The sequence below is a fragment of the Chryseobacterium sp. 2VB genome (assembly GCF_005503635.1).
GTDB lineage: Bacteria > Bacteroidota > Bacteroidia > Flavobacteriales > Weeksellaceae > Chryseobacterium > Chryseobacterium cupriresistens.
Map to the genome: position 1 here is coordinate 1 of NZ_SCNC01000040.1, position 17,764 is coordinate 17,764.

At 32.7% G+C, this 17,764-nt stretch carries 15 protein-coding genes; 1 reads left to right on the top strand and 14 read right to left on the bottom strand.

Annotation, left to right across the window (positions count from 1 at the left end):
• The 5 genes from FFS26_RS21715 to FFS26_RS21735 all read right to left on the bottom strand — a co-directional run.
• Positions 1-410, bottom strand: a 410-nt coding sequence (locus FFS26_RS21715; RefSeq protein ID WP_137906131.1) for a peptidoglycan-binding protein LysM, incomplete at its 3' end; no start/stop codon positions are given.
• A gap of 228 nt (positions 411-638) precedes the next feature.
• Positions 639-1,184: a peptidoglycan-binding protein LysM gene (locus FFS26_RS21720; RefSeq protein WP_110011203.1), complete on the bottom strand. Its 546-nt coding sequence runs from the start codon at positions 1,182-1,184 to the stop codon at positions 639-641.
• 202 nt (positions 1,185-1,386) lie between these two features.
• A complete protein-coding gene (locus tag FFS26_RS21725) occupies positions 1,387-1,929 on the bottom strand; it encodes a peptidoglycan-binding protein LysM (protein ID WP_137906132.1) in 543 nt (180 codons plus the stop codon).
• 1,205 nt (positions 1,930-3,134) lie between these two features.
• Complete coding sequence (locus FFS26_RS21730; protein WP_137906133.1) at positions 3,135-3,671, bottom strand: ETX/MTX2 family pore-forming toxin; 537 nt, start codon at positions 3,669-3,671, stop codon at positions 3,135-3,137.
• Between the two features lie 273 nt (positions 3,672-3,944).
• A complete protein-coding gene (locus FFS26_RS21735; protein ID WP_137906134.1) occupies positions 3,945-4,127 on the bottom strand; it encodes a hypothetical protein in 183 nt (60 codons plus the stop codon).
• A gap of 928 nt (positions 4,128-5,055) precedes the next feature.
• Between FFS26_RS21735 and FFS26_RS21740 the strand changes: the two genes are divergently transcribed.
• On the top strand, positions 5,056-5,295 hold the full coding sequence (locus FFS26_RS21740; RefSeq protein WP_137906135.1) for a hypothetical protein: 240 nt from the start codon (positions 5,056-5,058) through the stop codon (positions 5,293-5,295).
• Between the two features lie 288 nt (positions 5,296-5,583).
• Here FFS26_RS21740 and FFS26_RS21745 read toward each other — a convergent pair whose 3' ends face one another.
• From FFS26_RS21745 to FFS26_RS21790, 9 genes are all read right to left on the bottom strand, one after another.
• Positions 5,584-6,366 carry a hypothetical protein gene (locus tag FFS26_RS21745; protein WP_137906136.1) on the bottom strand — a complete coding sequence of 261 codons (783 nt, stop codon included), beginning with the start codon at positions 6,364-6,366 and terminating at the stop codon, positions 5,584-5,586.
• Positions 6,367-6,606: 240 nt separating this feature from the next.
• A complete protein-coding gene (locus FFS26_RS21750) occupies positions 6,607-7,545 on the bottom strand; it encodes a BPSS1187 family protein (RefSeq protein WP_137906137.1) in 939 nt (312 codons plus the stop codon).
• Between the two features lie 52 nt (positions 7,546-7,597).
• Entirely contained in the window at positions 7,598-8,371 is a 774-nt protein-coding gene (locus FFS26_RS21755) for an aspartate/glutamate racemase family protein (RefSeq protein ID WP_137906138.1), read from the bottom strand.
• A 501-nt stretch (positions 8,372-8,872) separates the two neighbouring features.
• Positions 8,873-9,328 (bottom strand): transposase, encoded by a 456-nt coding sequence (locus FFS26_RS21765; protein WP_137906140.1) that lies wholly within the window; start codon positions 9,326-9,328, stop codon positions 8,873-8,875.
• Between the two features lie 283 nt (positions 9,329-9,611).
• A complete protein-coding gene (locus FFS26_RS21770) occupies positions 9,612-10,340 on the bottom strand; it encodes a hypothetical protein (protein ID WP_137906141.1) in 729 nt (242 codons plus the stop codon).
• A gap of 197 nt (positions 10,341-10,537) precedes the next feature.
• Entirely contained in the window at positions 10,538-11,326 is a 789-nt protein-coding gene (locus tag FFS26_RS21775) for a hypothetical protein (RefSeq protein ID WP_137906142.1), read from the bottom strand.
• Between the two features lie 997 nt (positions 11,327-12,323).
• Positions 12,324-13,424, bottom strand: coding sequence for a hypothetical protein (locus FFS26_RS21780; protein ID WP_137906143.1), 1,101 nt, complete (start codon positions 13,422-13,424; stop codon positions 12,324-12,326).
• 1,488 nt (positions 13,425-14,912) lie between these two features.
• Positions 14,913-15,788: a hypothetical protein gene (locus FFS26_RS21785; protein ID WP_137906144.1), complete on the bottom strand. Its 876-nt coding sequence runs from the start codon at positions 15,786-15,788 to the stop codon at positions 14,913-14,915.
• Positions 15,789-16,125: 337 nt separating this feature from the next.
• Positions 16,126-16,833 (bottom strand): hypothetical protein, encoded by a 708-nt coding sequence (locus tag FFS26_RS21790; protein ID WP_137906145.1) that lies wholly within the window; start codon positions 16,831-16,833, stop codon positions 16,126-16,128.
• Positions 16,834-17,764 lie beyond the last annotated feature (931 nt).

The following is a 17,764-nucleotide window of genomic DNA, read 5'->3' on the forward strand; positions in this document are numbered from 1 at the left end:
TTGGTAACTAAATTCTGATCCGTTGCAGATAAAACTACAGTATTTTTTGTTCCGCCCATGGTTCCGGCTGCTGTAGCTGCTTTGATCGTCAGAACATTGACAGGAATTAAGTTGGTTCCATTCATAAAATTAGCGCCTCCTGCTTTTACTTTAACATTAAAGTTCTTTGTGGAAGTAACTTTTAAAGAGTTCGCTTTAGTAATCGTCTGATCAGAATTATAGTCTGCTGCAGTAACGTAGTTAAAATCTACCGTATTACCAATGGCTGTGCTTCCTGCATCGATAGAGATCACATCGTTCAGGGTGATGTTTACCGTTGTAGTTGCGGTTGTATTCTGAGCTTGAACATTATTAGTTCCTAGTATCATTGCTCCAAAAGTTAAGGCTGTGATTGTAATTAGTTTTGTCATGGCAGTAATATTTAATTGTTATTTTTATTTAATTGTTATCTTTTGTATACTGCAAATTTATAGTGGTGGTAAAAGTTTCCTTGTAGTGGAAAAAGGAAGTTCATGTAGTAAAATCACTACAAGGTTTATTCATATGATAAATAGAAAAACCCTCACATACAAAATCAAAGGCCCCCTGAGGAAGCCTTCGAAACACCAAATCACAAAATATTAATATGAAAAATTAATTTATAAAGCTGTTGCAGTATACGTTACTGTTTGCGTATAAGTTCCGGCCGGCTTACCTAAAATATCAGAAGATGATGATTTTGCTGCCGGAATAGTATAATCCAGGTTCAGTGTTAAGGCACTTCCAAGAGGAGCGTTGGTAACTAAATTCTGATCCGTTGCAGATAAAACGACAGTATTTTTTGTTCCGCCCATGGTTCCGGCTGCTGTAGCTGCTTTGATCGTCAGAACATTGACAGGGATTAAATTCGTTCCATTCATAAAATTAGCGCCTCCTGCTTTTACTTTAACATTAAAATTCTTTGTGGAAGTAACTTTTAAAGAGTTCGCTTTAGTAATCGTCTGATCAGAATTATAGTCTGCTGCAGTAACATAGTTAAAATCTACCGTATTACCAATGGCTGTACTTCCTGCATCAATAGAGATCACATCGTTCAGGGTGATGTTTACCGTTGTAGTTGCGGTTGTATTCTGAGCTTGAACATTATTAGTTCCAAATATGATTGCTCCAATAGTTAAGGCTGTGATTGTAATTACTTTTGTCATGGCAGTAATATTTTATTGTTATTTTTATTTAATTGTTATCTTTTGTATACTGCAAATTTATAGTGGTGCTAAAATTTTCTTTGTAGTGGAAAAAGGAAGTTCGTGTAGTAAAATCACTACAAGGTTTCTTCATATGATAAATGGGAAAGCCCCCGATACTTTTGTAGTATCGAGGGCTTTTCTATTTAAAATTGGTATTGACTTACAATGCAGTGGCAGTATAAGTTATTTTTTGTGTATAAGTTCCCTGTGGTTTTCCTAAAAGTACCTTGGATGCATTTTCCGCAGAAATAGAGTAAGCAATATTTAAAGACTGTTTAGTACCTAAACCTGCATTACTCACCAGCACCTGATCATTTGGAGATAAAGTGACCTCATTCAGAGTTCCCACCATACTTCCCCCTGGTATTGCTTTTACCTGTAATATATCTACAGGAATGACATTTGCGCCACTTACAAAGTGTGCACCTTCAGATTTTACTTTTACATCAAAATTTTTAGAGGAAATAATGACTAAACTATTGGGAACGGTCACATTTTTTGATGAATTATAATCTTTTGTGTTCCCATAATTAAAATCTACAGCGCCTTCTGAAGCAGCAGAGCCAATATCCATTGCAATAACATCTGATAAAATAATATTGACTGATGTACTCACCTGCTCTGAATGTTGTGCCATAACCCGCTGGGTTCCTAAGGCGGTTGCTCCCAGAGACAACGCAACGATAAAGATTTGCTTTTTCATGATTAATAAATTTAGTGAGGTGTAATAATATTGTAATTCGGAATTCATTATAAAGCTAATAACATTATATGACATTACCAAGACTTTTTTCATTATTGAGTGTATTATCATCATAAAGTTTACGAATATTCCAATCTAACAGAGTTAATTGTTAGCTATTATTAATGTAAAAATTACTTTTTTTTATTCCCAACCTGAATTTGAAGAAAATACGTTTCGAACACCAAATTAAATTTTGCACTACCCTATATCTTACCTATAACAATAGTTTGCGAACAAAAAAAGACGGACAAAACATTAAAAAAAATGTCTCGTCCGTCCGAGTGACCTCAGCGGTATATTTTCCGAACACTTTTGTTGAAGATCTGAACAAAATTGCGCAACTATCATGTATCAATACTTATTAAAATGATGTCATAATGATATGGTATAAGTTATAGGATAATCATTAGCTAAAATATTTCGACAGTGACCACCATGTTAGGGTACTTCAAAATCTCCATAATAATAGGTAAGATTTTAAAATATAGAAGTTTGTTGATTAATACAGACAACTGCCTTTAATATGTATTAAGGAGATAGAGGGAGTCTTGGTAATTCTTATTCATTCAATGTACTTAAAAATTCACTTATTCCATTATAACATCAGATTAAGCAATGGGCTTCTAATTATTTAAGCTTATAAAGTCTTCCCGGATCAAAAATGCTGCTGCGGAATTTTTTTATCAATTAATTCATCAAGCAGTAAAATGAAACTTGATCTCAATCTCGGGTGGCTTTTAATGTTTTGCCTCATAATTTAATCATCGTAAATCTTAATGGTTAATTTCTCCGATAAAAGAAACGGAGAAATGATTGTGTATGAAAGAATTCAGTAAATTATCAATAATCCTGTTCAATACTCAAATATACACTTCACGAGATTCTAACTTGCAAGTCTTGCCATGTTGCTGTTTATTCATTTACATAAATTTTATTCCATAAACTAACCTATTTTTGTAGTTGATCTATTGATACTTCACAAAATAAGAATGAGCCCGACTTTGTATCGGACCCATTCTTTGATATTCAGTAATTAAAAATTCTGTTTAGATTCCTTTGATGGATCTTTCTTTAAAAGCTAATAGTAAATTAAAACTATTATTGAGCAATTGTCTAAAAAATTCTAATTATAACAATTTAACAGTGATGAAACTCTTTTCCTTTTAAATTTTTAATGCTTCAGGTTCGCTTATTAAAATTTTAGTTTCAACACGGTTCATAGATTCAGCTTTACCTGCTTCTGATCTCAATCCCCCATTCGTTAGACCATTATTACCTTTTCCATCATTATTTATTCCCGCGGCATTAAAATAATGGAAATAATGACCATCAACACTTTTAGGAAAATTTGCCATACAGCCTCCGCGCACAGAAATAGGAACAGAATAATTTACTGTGGATTTTCTTATTTTTGTTACAATGGCAACCTTTTTTCTAGAATGAGCTGGCACTTTTACTTCTACTTCATCTTCAATAGTTTTTTCGGTGGATGTAGTTTCTCCACCAACTGTTACTGATGTACTCAATTCCGCTCCAGCCATAGGAATTCCAATTGAACATGTTGCATTAACCGAAAGAGATCCGCTTATTGTACGCTGCCAAGACGTTTGATAGCCTTGTTTGTATGTATATTTTTTTTTAAGAGTAGCAGGCTTATTGGTATTATTTTCCACATAAGTTGTATAAACTTCATCAGGCATTTGTAAATTATCATCGAGCACTTTTATTGAGGGTTTCCCCAGAAGGACATACGCATCTCCATCGGCCTGATAAGAAACACCATCTACCTTAAGGCCTGAATTAAATTTAAGTCCATCTGGACGTACCCCTTTAAAAATAAATTTTTCTATTATGCTTTTAGGGCTATTTACATTGTAACCTAATTGCTGTAAGTGATCAGCAGTTAAATTAAATCTTTGTTCAGTAAAAGTTGCTGTGTTCTTTTGCGCGTTGGAGTATTCATTCGTATTTTTTTACATAAAAGGCGATTTAACATCTTTAATTAATTTCCAACCAGATTTTAACAAGTCCTCTTCACTAACTTTTAGTCTTTTTAGTTCCCCTTCATTGTCCTCAGATACAGAAAGTGGTTTTGTATCGTCGTTGTTTTCATTTTCCGCACAAGACGAAGCATAAAATACAATGAATAAACTCATACTAATTGTTTTAGGGTACTTGTAATCTTAATTTTGCTGTTCATAATATTTTTTAAAAATTTGTCTGACAAATGTAGATTAGAATCCAGTAAAATGCAACTATGTTGCAAAATTATAATCAAACTTTAATACGACTCTAATATGTTTTTAATGTAAGCTTTAGTAAGTAACAAATCTCAGCTCTGGATGTTAATAAAAGGGGGATTTCTAATTTTTTTTATTTCATAATCGGCTTCTCTACATCTGGACAGATACCTGATTATTTTCTCTTATTCTATTAATTCTTCCAGGATTCTCTTATTCAGGCTATAAATTATGAACTTGCGGCATTTATATAGTTATTGCATGGTGTTGATGATGTAAAGCTGGACAACGGAATCTCTAAAGTCATAACTTTGTCGTACTCATGAAATTTGTAAACATTACTAAAATAAAACAATAAATTATTGAAGAAACAAGTATTTAATATAGTTCAAATAGAATCTGAAAAATTGTATTAACTGCCTTGACCAATATCTACTCCGTTGAATATTTACTGTGAATTTTTTATTTATGTTAGATTAAGTAGATTATACGTATGTTGTTTTTTTGACTTCTAGGGTAATTTTCACGTAATTTATTCCAATAAATCACAGAACATGAATAAATTAAAAATTTGAGTTGCTATTTTTACAGCAATTATTCTTCCAGTTGCATCTGTAAATATAAATAGGCATCAATACAGAAAATCACCGACAACTATTATATTTCATCAATTTCATGGTAAATTGCAATAATATTTAAGAATATCCAGAATATTATTGCTTTGATTGGTTCATAACTGATAGTAAACGAATGAATTATAATAAAGTTTAATGTGAGTAAAAATACAGTCCCTAAATGGAAGATTTTTTTGTGAAACTTTTTAAAATTATGAATAAATCAAAATATGAAACCCTTATATAAACCTATTTCAGAATTGCCTTCAGTCGTTGAGGGAGAGAGTTTTTCAATTACAGTTCTATTATTTGATAAAAATCTTGATAATTTCGACTTAGGATATTATGATTTCGACATTTCCCAATGGGTGGCAATGGGCGGTTTTCAAATAGAAGTAATATGCTGGTCTGAAATTATTATGCCTTCAAGTATGGCAGTATTGAGGTATACTTCCATTCTAATAGAGTAATTATATACAGGTTGTTCTTTTTAACAGTACAACAGGTGACATTAACCTTTATTAGAGAAAATACTTTACTAGGAAGAATTAGTGGGTTATTAAGCAAGATTTCGTTCTTAAAAAGCAAAGGATACACATGACTTACACCTATGTAAAAAGGAGCAATTATACTACAACACGAGACACCATATTTAAGTCTTAATATAAAAAATCCGAAGAAAAAATTTCTCCGGATTTTTTATATTTATATTTTAGGCCAACTTATTTCAAGACGACTTACTTTTATTTTTTTTAAAACTAATTTACTTTTTCTAATGATAAACGTACTACTCTGAAAGAAGTAGGACTACCGGAAGCATTATAAGTAAATCCTTTCATTTGAATCTGATCCCCGGCTACTAAATTTACTACTACACTCCAGGTAATGGCAACGGTTTCGTTTACATAATTTGTAGATGCTCCCCCAGGCACTGCAGTTGTAGAACGATTACCTATCTGGTTACCGTTCTGAGTCGCAAAAGCCATGAAAGAATAGGTAGTCGGGACATTGCCATTTATTAAAAGTCCCGCTGTATATGAAATTATATATGTTCCCCCTTGATTAGCAGGAACAGTAAGTGTAGTATTATTAGTTCTCCATGATGCAAGATTACCACTTCCCTGGCTTATATCAAAGGTAGTAATAACATTGTCAACAGTCCATGGAACGCTATTACCATACACTAATGCACTATATCCTAATACTGTACCACCAGAAGCCGGGTTAGCAAGGGATTTCCATACAGATCCATCAAAAGAGTAATATCCTACAGCAGTTACATTGATCGTTTTTGCCGAAGGTGAATTTGTGGCCGCGGTAACATAAACAATAGAACCTGTTTGATTAGATGAATAAACGTTATCTTTTGCTTTTAATTGGTCCCCTGTTAATCTGGGAGGTATAAAGCCATCTATTGTGGTTGGGCTTGTAGCTAGACCTTCCACATCCAATGTAGCCTTAGGTATTGGAGTATTGATACCTACTTGAGATTTGTAAAATCCAAAAATCAGGATCGTACAGAATAAGAATAAATTTTTCATGTGTTTAAATAAATTTTATGTGTTTTTAGAATCAGAATAATATTCAATCAAATATACAGAAAAGTTACAATATATTAGTATTTTTTAACATAATATTATTTGTTATTTCTATTTATAGGTTAATATTTACATTTTATAGAGAAAAGCTATTAATAATTTCAGACCGGCATGTTATTTTTGAAAACTTAACAGAAAATTGAAAATCTTTTTTAAGGAAATTTTGAAGAGCAAATGAATTTCCTACAATCCAGAACCAAGCATTTTTATCCATATAGTTTTATATACAGGATTTGCAATTCCTTCAGTATGAAATGGGTTACTACCCTTCTTTTGTTTCTGAAGGGGTTGATCAAGCGCAAAGACATGATCTGTAGGTATATGTAATGCTTTGCTTATTTCAGCTAATGGTGTGGCAGCTGCTTCCTGTACATGATAAGTTGCAAAAAAATTTTCAGGTGGTGTAATTGACCTTTGAGAGTACCATCCGGCGATCTTTTTCATTTTTGAATTACTATAATCCCACCCTCCGGAAAAGCTAAGTACTCTCGCAACCAATTCATGCTGAGCTATAAATTCGGCCATGCCCCCACCTTGAGATTGGCCTGCTATAGCTATTTTACTCCATACCGGTTTATCCATATTCTGATCTAAGTATTGCGACCATCCCCCTTCTTTATCGTTTTTTGACAAATACTGCAGGAGCTTGATCAAACGAGGTATAATAGCATCCTGGTATTGATCTGGAATAGATGAGAAAACTTGGTCACCATAAATTCGTTTTCTACGAAACTCTGCTGCACAGTTGACATCTTCATTCAGCCTGTTTCCCACACATACCTGTGAAACTCCCGGCGTACTAATAAAAGAAAGGGCTATAATTCGATACCCCTGATCCAGTGCTGTTTTAAAAAAACTTTGTGGCAAATGGTTCGTTGATCCATTAGTACCGGTAAGCCATAATAATATCTTATTATTTTTAATGGCTCTATCATAATACACCACATGCACACTATCCCAATTTCGTACGTTGGGATCAGCTTCACTGGGTTTGATTCTGAGTGTTTTATAGGTGTCCGAATCAATTTTGATGTTTTGTGCGGTCATTCTGATAACCGGGCTCACCATAAATATGAATAAAACCATCGGAGAAATGATGGAAAATAAAATCTTTTTCTTCATTATTATTTGAATATTAAAATTAACATATTAAACTCTTTAAAATAGTATAGCGTTAGTACTTCAAAAGCCCAAGTATAAAGTCTGCTCCCATTTGAGCATGCATCAATGTTGTATTGAATATTGGAATTTCCAAATCATTTTGTTTTATAATAAGTGGAAATTCTGTACATCCAAGTATGATCCCCTCAGCTCCCCTTTTTTCCAACAACATAAGCTGATCCAGTATATACTTTTTTGTTTCAGGGTTTATGATACCGTGAGACAATTCATTTTGTATTATTGTATGAAGTCTTTTCCTGTTCTCTTCTTTTTCAGGTACAATCACCGTAATATTATAATCATCTTTCAATATTTCTTTAATAAACGATTCTTCCATGGTGAATATCGTTCCAATTAACCCAACCTTACAAAGTCCTCTTTTCTTAATGCTCATTCCTATCGCATGAGCAATATGTAATATAGGAATGGTACTGTGCCGTTGTACCTCATCATATACTTTATGGGGTGTATTAGCGCAAAAAATAACTGATGAAGCTCCGGCTTGCTGCAATTTATCACAAGCATCAATCAGCATTTTGACTATTGAATCCCAGTTACCCGACCGTTGTAAAGAGTGCATATAACATTGATCAAGATTGAGTAATATAAGGGGAGGGTTTGTATTGTTATTAAAATAATTATTGACTAGTTGATTGAGGTAACTATAATATTCTACAGTTGAATGCCACGAAATCCCCCCGATAAGACCTAATTTTTTTAACGGGGTATGTCTAATGCCTGGATTATTATTTTGAGAAGAAACGAATGATTTGATCGTATCAGTCATACATTTTATTTTCTATTAAATCTTTATAGTTATTTATAATTTTTAAGTGTTTTCAAGATCAATCGAACGTTACCGGTTTATTAAAAAATCTTCTTCCACTTACTGATCGTATTTCTACTCAGATTAAATTTCATTGCAATTTCAGTATTATTCAACCGATGTTTTTTTTGATAATCCAATATTTGAAGTATTGTTATTTTATCATATGAGCGTAGTCTTTGATTTGATGTACTATGTTCATTACTGATATTATCAAAGATGATGTTATTCAATCTGATTACATCTAACACAGAAAGCTCATTCTTATTAAGGATATTGTCACATTTAGCTTTTTTATCAGGATATTTTTTAGCTATAATATCCTGATAAATTAACTTATAATTGGGTTGTAAAGTATTCATATTATTTTTTTTATAGGTTATTTATAACTACCAAAAACATTTCATTCCGTCATATAAATCGACGACATAGATGAGTAAATGGCAGACAAATCGACTTTTATTATTTTTTTTTATCTTCTATCTCCTTTTTATTATATTTCATAATCCACTTATAAAGAGTTGTTTTAGGAATTCTATACTCATCAATAATCTGCCTCTTTGTTTTTTGTTGTGAATTGACAAGTTCTAAAATGAAATCAATAACTTCTTTAGTATAGATATTCTTTCTGAATTGAGGCAGCTCAGTTCTTTTCTTTTCTGTTTTACTAGCATCTTTTTTTGCTGGCGGCGAGAATAGAATTAAGTGTTGTGAATAGGTCCTGAAAAAATCATACTCTAATAATTTACACCAGCTCAATAAGATATTGGTTGGCAAATCTTCGTGCAAAAACATTTTTTCAACTTCATCAGCACTGCACTTAAAGAAATTACAAATACGGGAAATATCCATGTCCAGCTCAATAGTCCTTTGTTTAACCATTGAACCAATATGAATATTCTTAAAATTAACATTCATGATTTAAAATTTTACATTAAAAATTTTAATTATTTAGGGATTTTAAGTTATACAAAAACATACTAGTACATTTTTAAACTTTAATTCTTCTGTTTTCAGTCACATTTCTTTGTCTTAAACCTTTTTTCTTGTATTCTTCTTACAATCGTCCAATTAAGCACTAATACAAATTACCACAAGTTTTTCATTTAAAACAAAACTACTGTACGTATAAAGTACGTGTTAGCCAATATTCTACGGATATATATTTGTTGAACATCTGCTAGGTATCGATAATTTAAAACTACAATTTAGTTATCGCCAATGTATAAGTGGGTGCTCCAAACCCGGCCCCCAAGCTTATAGCATTTACCGTTGATCCCTGTAACGTATTGGATGCTTTAGTTCTATAAAACTTAATTCTCAGCCTGTCGCCGGCTGCTAATTGTACTGTTACTGAAGGAATGGTAAATACGTAGTTTCTCATCAACCCCGGATCTACTCTTGTAAATATAGGTCTCCCTCCTGATACAGATGACCATAACCCTCCTCCATTGGAACTGACTTCAATATTAACAGCCATATAAATAAATCCATTACCATCATTGTTGATGGTCAGCTGTGGAGTAATTGATCCTGAAAGCATATATGTTCCCGTTTGATTAATTATAATATTTCCACCTGCTGAAAGCACAGTCCCTAATGTATTTATGGATGCGTGAGAAGACTGTATAGGAACAATCTGCTCCTCCCCGGAATTATAGCTTGATTTAGGAAATGAAAATTCATCACTGGATGTGTAAAAAGCTATTTGGGACTGTGGCGAGAGGTTAGCCTTCCCTATTACACCATTTTCGTCAGCGTGCAACGGGTAAACTGTAGAACTTGCCAGCGTTTGCAGTTTACGAATTTTCACCTTTCCATTAACATCCAAAGCCTCAGTGGGATTGGCTGTATTGATACCCACCTGTCCATATACAAGTGATGGAATAATTGCTGTAAAAATAGCAACTCGTATTTTTAATTTTCTCATACTTGTGATTTATTTGAAACAAACTACGTGAAAATTACCCTAGAAGTCAAAAAAACAACATACGTATAATCTACTTAAGCTAACATCAATAAAAAAATCACACTAAATATATTAACGCAGTAGATATGGAGTAACTTGTATTAAAATCTACCTATCTTCATCATTTGTTAAATTTTAGACTGTTTTGCTGGTAATTCTTATTTTAATCGTTTTACAGACATTTGAGTAACAGGCCCTGAACCTGTGGTACCTGAACTTAAATGCCTGATTGTTACATCCACTGTATTATACAGTCTGAAAGAATAGGTATGAGAAGCTAACATAGGAATTGAGGTGATGAGAGTATAAGTTTGCTTAGGTCCGCCTCCAACTCCTGTTGTTGACCCTGCCCAATACACATCATTAACACGCGCCACCCAGCCACTAATTGTATCATCCCATATGCCTAATACTGGAATCGTAGGTTGATTATTACTATCATTAGTCGTAGATAACTGTCCGTTCATTGTTACCTGATATACACCATCAGCTGATACTTTAAATGAATTAGTGGATGGTGACCCCGTATAAAGATTTTCATTATCTACAATTTCATTATTTAAACTTCCTATAGCAACCGGAATACCACCATTGGAACCAGCTGTAACCGTGAAATCAGAAGTCATTTGTACAATAATTTCCTGGGCCACCAAAAATTGTCCATTTACCGCAATAACCGTTCCTGTAGAACTGGGAACCCCTGCAAGATTTTGCCATGTGGGAGCAGCTCCTGGTCCGTTGGACTTGAGCACCTGCCCGGCAATTCCTGACGACCCAGTAGTAGAAGCATCTCCTCCTACATTCAGCTCATTCACGATCTGCAACGATCCGTTGACGTGAAGCATTTTTTGAGGAGTTGCAGTATTAATCCCCACATTACCTGCCTGAGCAAAAAGGCCGGTGTTTACAGAAAGTAAACCGATTACAATTATTTTTTTTGATTTCATAATAAATAAATTATTTTTTTTGTGTTATTTAAAAAAGAATGATATTGTTTAAGACTATTCCGCTCCTTCAAATTTTACCGAGTAAAAATTGTAATAAATCAGAAAATCCCATTCCCTATTTGTGAACTTACGTATAAAAAAAAACTACAATTATAAAATAATATCTACCAATTAATTAATTATACATCATCACCCAAAACTTTTACAAAGAAAAATAAATTAAAAATCAACTTAGAAAAATAGGCTACGTAACAAATACGTATTTAACAAAACACTAAATATCAATTAATTACAAGATCAAAACTTCAATTTAGGTGTAAATGCAGTGGATATTAAGATTAGATGTTTGGCAACAAATAACACCCATTGGTTTTAAAAAAAGTATTTTAAAATACTCAGGACAAATATCCCAGAAATTTAAAGCTAACTGAAGCATCTGTTAATACCAATTAATAATGTAAAAATAGATGTATAGAATAATTTTCCTTCCTTTCCCACCCAAATCAAATAAAATGATTAGGTTCTCTCAGTAACATTTCTATATTCAATATCAACGGAAAGTAGTAGTTACATTAGGAAAATAATCTTATGATAGGACCATTACTTAGATTACTATTATTCTCAGTCACATTTCAAGATTTACAAATGATGTTGTAAGATAAGTTTCTTTAAATAATAAATGCGGAGCATAAATGCCCCGTATCATTCCCTAATCATTTTTTGAATTCTATCTATAGTTTAAAATTTTACATTTAAAAAAAAGAAAATCAGCAGGGAAACTGATTTTCTTTAGATAGCTTCTACATTACATCCTTCCTCATCATTTGTTAAGTTTTCAGAAAACGTTTTTGATAGAGTTTCAAATTATTTATATCATCATACTATCAATTATTGTATAAACATTCTTGAGAGCTTTTTTCATTTATTATTTAATATCACAAATAGCTACAATTTGAATTTTACAATATTATTAGTAATATTGTAGTATTTCCCGATCTTATAACCCGGAAGGTATATTTGCCGAACCGACGCTATTGCCTCCTAAATTAGCTGTTACTGTACCTAATGATTTTAAGACTGTATTGTTGATTACTAAACAGTAAAGAGTCCAGCTTCCATCAGTATCGCCTGAAGTAGTCCCATTCACATAATCAGCAGAAAGATGCCAAGTACCTCCACTTTCAAAAGCATATACATTTAATGGTGTATAAGTTGCACTAGTAGTTATACTACTAGTAATCTTAAGACCAACACTGATTCCCCCTGGCTTGAATTCACTTCCAATAATTGCTACAGTATATTGGGAACTAGGAATATTGGTATTGAAATCACTTGCCCAATCCCGTTTCACATTATTTAATTGATAGGTAATATAATTAAAAGCAAAATTATTTCCTGTACTGGAAGAAGCGGTCTTCAGCTCTCCCGTTATATTGTCTCTTACTACTGTCGAATATCCTGAACCACCATTACTGGAGTTGGCAGTGCCCAAAATCATATTACCTGTAGTCTGCAACTGGGCGGTAGGTGTACTTGTACCTATCCCTATCCTATGATTGGCTGCATCTACGGATAAGGTATTTCCATCAACAGAAAATGCGTTGACCTGATTTCCTGCAAATGACAGGGTATTAGCTCCCTGTGATACGGTACGGTTACTGGTAAGGCTGCCATTAGCGTTGTAAATATTAACACCTGCTGTTCCTACAGCACCTCCATCCGTAGACCTCCATCCGGAGTTGCTGTATACATACTCCAGAGCTTTTCCATTGGGGATGGTAACCCCGTTCAGCGTGGCTTCAAAACCGCCTGTTGTATTGTTGAAGATAACAAGACGCTGTCCTGCATTGGGAGCAGCCGGTGCAGTGATCGTTACTGTGGCCGTGGCAGCTCCCGTAAGCTGTACCTGGCTTACATTAGCCGGTACTGTGACGGCATTGCCGGAGACTGCTACCGCCGTTTCTCTATTCGTGATTGCTCCGTTCACATCAAGTGTTGTCCCGGGAGTTGTGGTATTAATTCCCACATTCCCCGCCTGAGCAAAAATAACTGTGTTTACAGAGAGTAAACCGATTGTAATTATTTTTTTTGAGATCATAATAAATAAATTTTTATTTTTTGTGTTATTTTTTAAATAAATTGATATTGTTGCATACGATAGCTCTTTCACATTTGGCTGAGTAAAAGTTTTGTCATATTCGAAAGTTCCCTTCCCTATTTATGTTTATATGTAAAAAAAATAACTAGAAAAGTTATAATTACTAAAATAGTATTAACAGAACTCATTGACTTATATGATTTATCAAATATTCCACAAGAAAATAAAATAAAAGATCAACTTAAAAAAATAGGTTACGTAACAAATACGTATTTAATAAAATACTAAATATCAATTAATTACAAAATAAAACTTCAATTTAGGTGTAAATGCAGTGGATATTAAGATTAGATGTTTGGTAACAAATAATACCCATCGGTTTTAAAAAAAATATTTTCAATACTCAGGACAAATATCCCAGAAATTTTTGAACGTAGCTGAAGTATAAGTTAGTACCAATTAATAATGGAAAAATAGATGTATAGAATAATTTTCCCACCCAAATCAAATAAAATGAGTGGGTTCTCTCAATAACATCTCTATATTCAATAATATCAACGGAAAGTATTTGTTACATTAGGAAAATAATCTTATGATAGCACCTTTTATTTGAATTACTATTACTACCAGTCACATTTCAAGATTTCCAAATGGTGTTATAAGATAAGTTTCTTTAAATAATAAATGCCCGGATCCTTCCATAATCATTTTCTGAATTCTATCTATAGTTTAAAATTTTACATTCAAAAAAAAGAAAATCAGCAGGGAAACTGATTTTCTTAAGATAGCCTCTTCATTACATCTTTCTCATCATTTGTTAAAATATAGAAATGTTTGATTTGTTGTCAGAATCAATAATTTTATGAAAATTGTAATAATAAATTATTTACTTTATTTTAAGAACACTATTAAAAATATTTTTGATTGAGACCTTTTACTTATTTTTTTACAAAGAAAACAAAAAAGAAATGATTAATTTCAAACTACAGTACGCATAGTATACGTATCACATAAACACCAAATTACCAATATGTTACAATCTCAAAACAATACATTAAAGTATGAAATCAGTATCTATTTTATGAATACAAAAAAGACAATCTGACATTTTTTGTTATTTCAGATGTATGAAACAAAAAAAATTTCTTTTAATTCAATATAAACTTTAGTTCTCACCTCGTGTATTGTAACAAACAGAGCCCAAAACGCCCATTATTTATTATTCACCCAACTAACGAATAAAGTTAAGCAAGTAAATTTCAAAAACACAATAGTATATCAATTTTATAGAGTTATTCGCTATCTGAGCTTAATTTATACTATTTTAATTGGAGAATTCTAAAAAATATTCAAATCTTTAGTAGTAAACCCACGTAATTGAAATTATTTTTAAAAAAAAAGAAAATCAGCAGGGAAACTGATTTTCTCAAGATAGCCTCTTCATTACATCTTCCCCATCATTTATGTAGTTTTTAGAACCTTTTCGAACTATGGTATTGGTGTGTACATTACGGAAATATGACCTCCTCCTTCTCGATATTTTCCTGATTTAGCCATCACTGTTTTTAGACTAAATTTATCTCCGGCATTTAATTTGATTGTTGTCGCTATAAAAGTATGGCAACTTGAGTCTGTCAATCTACTTCCTTCATACATTATATTTACATTTCCAGCATTCAATCCTAGCCCTACACCATGAGTCGCAGATGCATAATTCGCTGTTTTCTCTATCAGCTTAAACAGAGCCGTTGCTATATTCACCAAATTCTGCGGCGTACTTCCTGGTATCTGAAGTGAAACACTAAGCTCTTTCTCAGGAACATTTGTAAGTTTCTCCCGAACATCAAAAGTATATAGCCCTCCTTTATTTACTATAAATTCCCCTGAATTTCCAGTAGAGATATATTCATTATTGATATGATCTGTTGCATTAAACCAGAGCGGATTTACTGTATTGCTTCCATCCTTCTCTGTGGTATACGTTGATCTGGCATACAAAACATTTACGGGAATCTTAAGATCTGATACAATTGACTTAGCGTCTGTAAGCAGCCGTACCCATTTGTTTAAAGTTTCATCAAAATAATAAAACCCAGTTGAAACCACATTAGAAGCCTGCCCCGTTGCAGTACCTGTACTTATATTATCAACATAAATAAGGGTAGAAGCTTTAACATGAGACATGTTCAGGGCTCTTTCTCTGTCTACCCTGGGGATTAACAATCCGTCTATATTGGTCATAGACCCTGTAGCATTCTTCGCTTTAATATCGAAAGTGGCATTGGGAGCTTCTGTGTTGACCCCTACCTGAGAATAAACGGCTGAGGAGAAAACGCACGCAGCCATTAAAAATAATTTTTTCATTTATTTGTTTTTTAATTCCCGCAAAGAGAATAAAAAAATATTATGTACCAACTAATATCAATACGTATTATGTACGTATGACTAAAAAAATCAAATCTGCAACTAAATATTAAAGAAAATACTAATAATGGACTACAAAAAATGAAAAAACATTTTGATTCTCATTTACAAGATAAGATCTACAATAGAAAAAAAAACAGTAAATGGCTTGATAACTTCCAAGTTATTTATCAGATCTGAACTTTTACATATAGCTTGAGCCACTATATTATTTGTCTTTTTCTCTCTTATTCTCAGGAAAATAAAAGTATAAATACCTTTTATTATCAATTTACAGTTATGGTACAGACAACTGTTGAAGTGAAAAATTACGGTTCTCCACTAAAGAATTTGGCACTGAAATATGAGCATCTAAGGTAGGTTTATTTAGTGCTCCCCAGTTCATGGTAAGATAGATTTTATCTCCAGCATTAAGATGAACAATGCAATTTACATTTATAGGTGTATTTCCGCCTGATGCAGTAACATTATCAATATTGCCCCTGTTTCCACCAATAATATTTGAAAGAGCAGTTCCATTCCTGGTAATATTCAAGTTGATTCCTGTAAAAGCTCCCGTTCCTGAAACAGCTCCCCCACTACCAAAATAAGCATAGCCTTCTATTTTGTAAATACCTGATTCAAGTATCTGCCAATAATCTCCTGCATCATTCCATGATACAGAGCCTCCCTGATTAACAATGAGATCACTCACTGCAAATGGGATGATTTGTGGAATACTGTTATTAAAATTAGTAAGTGCAGTTCCTGTATAAGTGACCTCGTCAGTAGCAGCCAATGCTGCAATTGTTGAAGTTGTTTTATCTATTAAGGCAGCCAGTTCCCATGTAATGCCAGTAATAGTTCCCTTACTGATTAACATAGCATATCCTTTTGGATTCAATTTAAAGCTTGAAACTCCAGAACCAGCCTGATCGTCGATCAATTCCGATCCATTAGCTGCAACAGTAAGCTGGGCACTACCTGTATTTTTAATATAATACACTCTCCCCAGTATATTTCCCTGAGCAGGAGCTGCAACTGTGGCAGCAGGTAAGGAAAATGTACCAGCTATACTGCCATTAAATGCCGTGTAGAAATCATTTGCACTTAAAGTAACTGATGATGAAACAGTTTTGTATTGTCCTGCAATAGATCCATTAACCGTAAGGGTACTTCCTGGTATGGGTGTATTTATTCCAACCTGTGCTCCTAAGAACGAACTAAAAAAAATGGACTCAAATAACGTAATAAAGTCTTTTTCATGGTATAAAATTTAGTGTGTTTAGAATTGGGTTTATGAAATGGGTCTCCAGACATGTATTACATCACTTTTTCATTTTCCAGATATTTTATACAACTGAATTATAAAAAAGCAGTATATAATACTTTTCTACTATAAATTTAAATAAACAATCTAAAATAATTCACACTGCATTAACACCGCATCACATAACAACCTGATTACGAAACTTTTAAATTTATCGTTAAAAAAAATTATAATACAAATACAAACAAGAATTTTTCACAAAGCTTATCTTAGGAAAAATATTCAGGCTACTCATACATAAAAAAAGAGTTGATCATGGCTAGAATAAGTCTTGGAATTATTTTTCAGATGAATAAGCTTGAAGTTTATTTATTGCTATACAGAAATTAAAGAAAATCCTCGTAACGGAGATATAAAACGTGAAAAATATCTTGATTCTCAACTTTACAGGATAAGATCTAAATAGAAAAAAACAGTAAGTGACTTGATAACTTTAAAGCTATATTAATGAAGCTTCTGAGAAAAATAAAAATTTAAACGACTTTTAAAATAAAGTGTAAAGTATCAATAGATCCGCTACAAAAATGACTTAAATTTATGGTGTAAAGTTGAAAATCTTTATCCATGAATAAACAACAACAGCAAATAAAAGCTCGTAAAGATTGGC

Bases quoted from the DNA above. Each gene is read 5' to 3' on its own strand.
- FFS26_RS21725 (WP_137906132.1), bottom strand. From the start codon at position 1,929: ATGAAAAAGCAAATCTTTATCGTTGCGTTGTCTCTGGGAGCAACCGCC.
- FFS26_RS21780 (WP_137906143.1), bottom strand. From the start codon at position 13,424: ATGATCTCAAAAAAAATAATTACAATCGGTTTACTCTCTGTAAACACA.
- FFS26_RS21750 (WP_137906137.1), bottom strand. From the start codon at position 7,545: ATGAAGAAAAAGATTTTATTTTCCATCATTTCTCCGATGGTTTTATTC.
- FFS26_RS21755 (WP_137906138.1), bottom strand. From the start codon at position 8,371: ATGACTGATACGATCAAATCATTCGTTTCTTCTCAAAATAATAATCCA.
- FFS26_RS21745 (WP_137906136.1), bottom strand. From the start codon at position 6,366: ATGAAAAATTTATTCTTATTCTGTACGATCCTGATTTTTGGATTTTAC.
- FFS26_RS21730 (WP_137906133.1), bottom strand. From the start codon at position 3,671: ATGCCTGATGAAGTTTATACAACTTATGTGGAAAATAATACCAATAAG.
- FFS26_RS21720 (WP_110011203.1), bottom strand. From the start codon at position 1,184: ATGACAAAAGTAATTACAATCACAGCCTTAACTATTGGAGCAATCATA.
- FFS26_RS21770 (WP_137906141.1), bottom strand. From the start codon at position 10,340: ATGAGAAAATTAAAAATACGAGTTGCTATTTTTACAGCAATTATTCCA.
- FFS26_RS21775 (WP_137906142.1), bottom strand. From the start codon at position 11,326: ATGAAATCAAAAAAAATAATTGTAATCGGTTTACTTTCTGTAAACACC.
- FFS26_RS21740 (WP_137906135.1), top strand. From the start codon at position 5,056: ATGAAACCCTTATATAAACCTATTTCAGAATTGCCTTCAGTCGTTGAG.
- FFS26_RS21765 (WP_137906140.1), bottom strand. From the start codon at position 9,328: ATGAATGTTAATTTTAAGAATATTCATATTGGTTCAATGGTTAAACAA.
- FFS26_RS21785 (WP_137906144.1), bottom strand. From the start codon at position 15,788: ATGAAAAAATTATTTTTAATGGCTGCGTGCGTTTTCTCCTCAGCCGTT.
- FFS26_RS21735 (WP_137906134.1), bottom strand. From the start codon at position 4,127: ATGAGTTTATTCATTGTATTTTATGCTTCGTCTTGTGCGGAAAATGAA.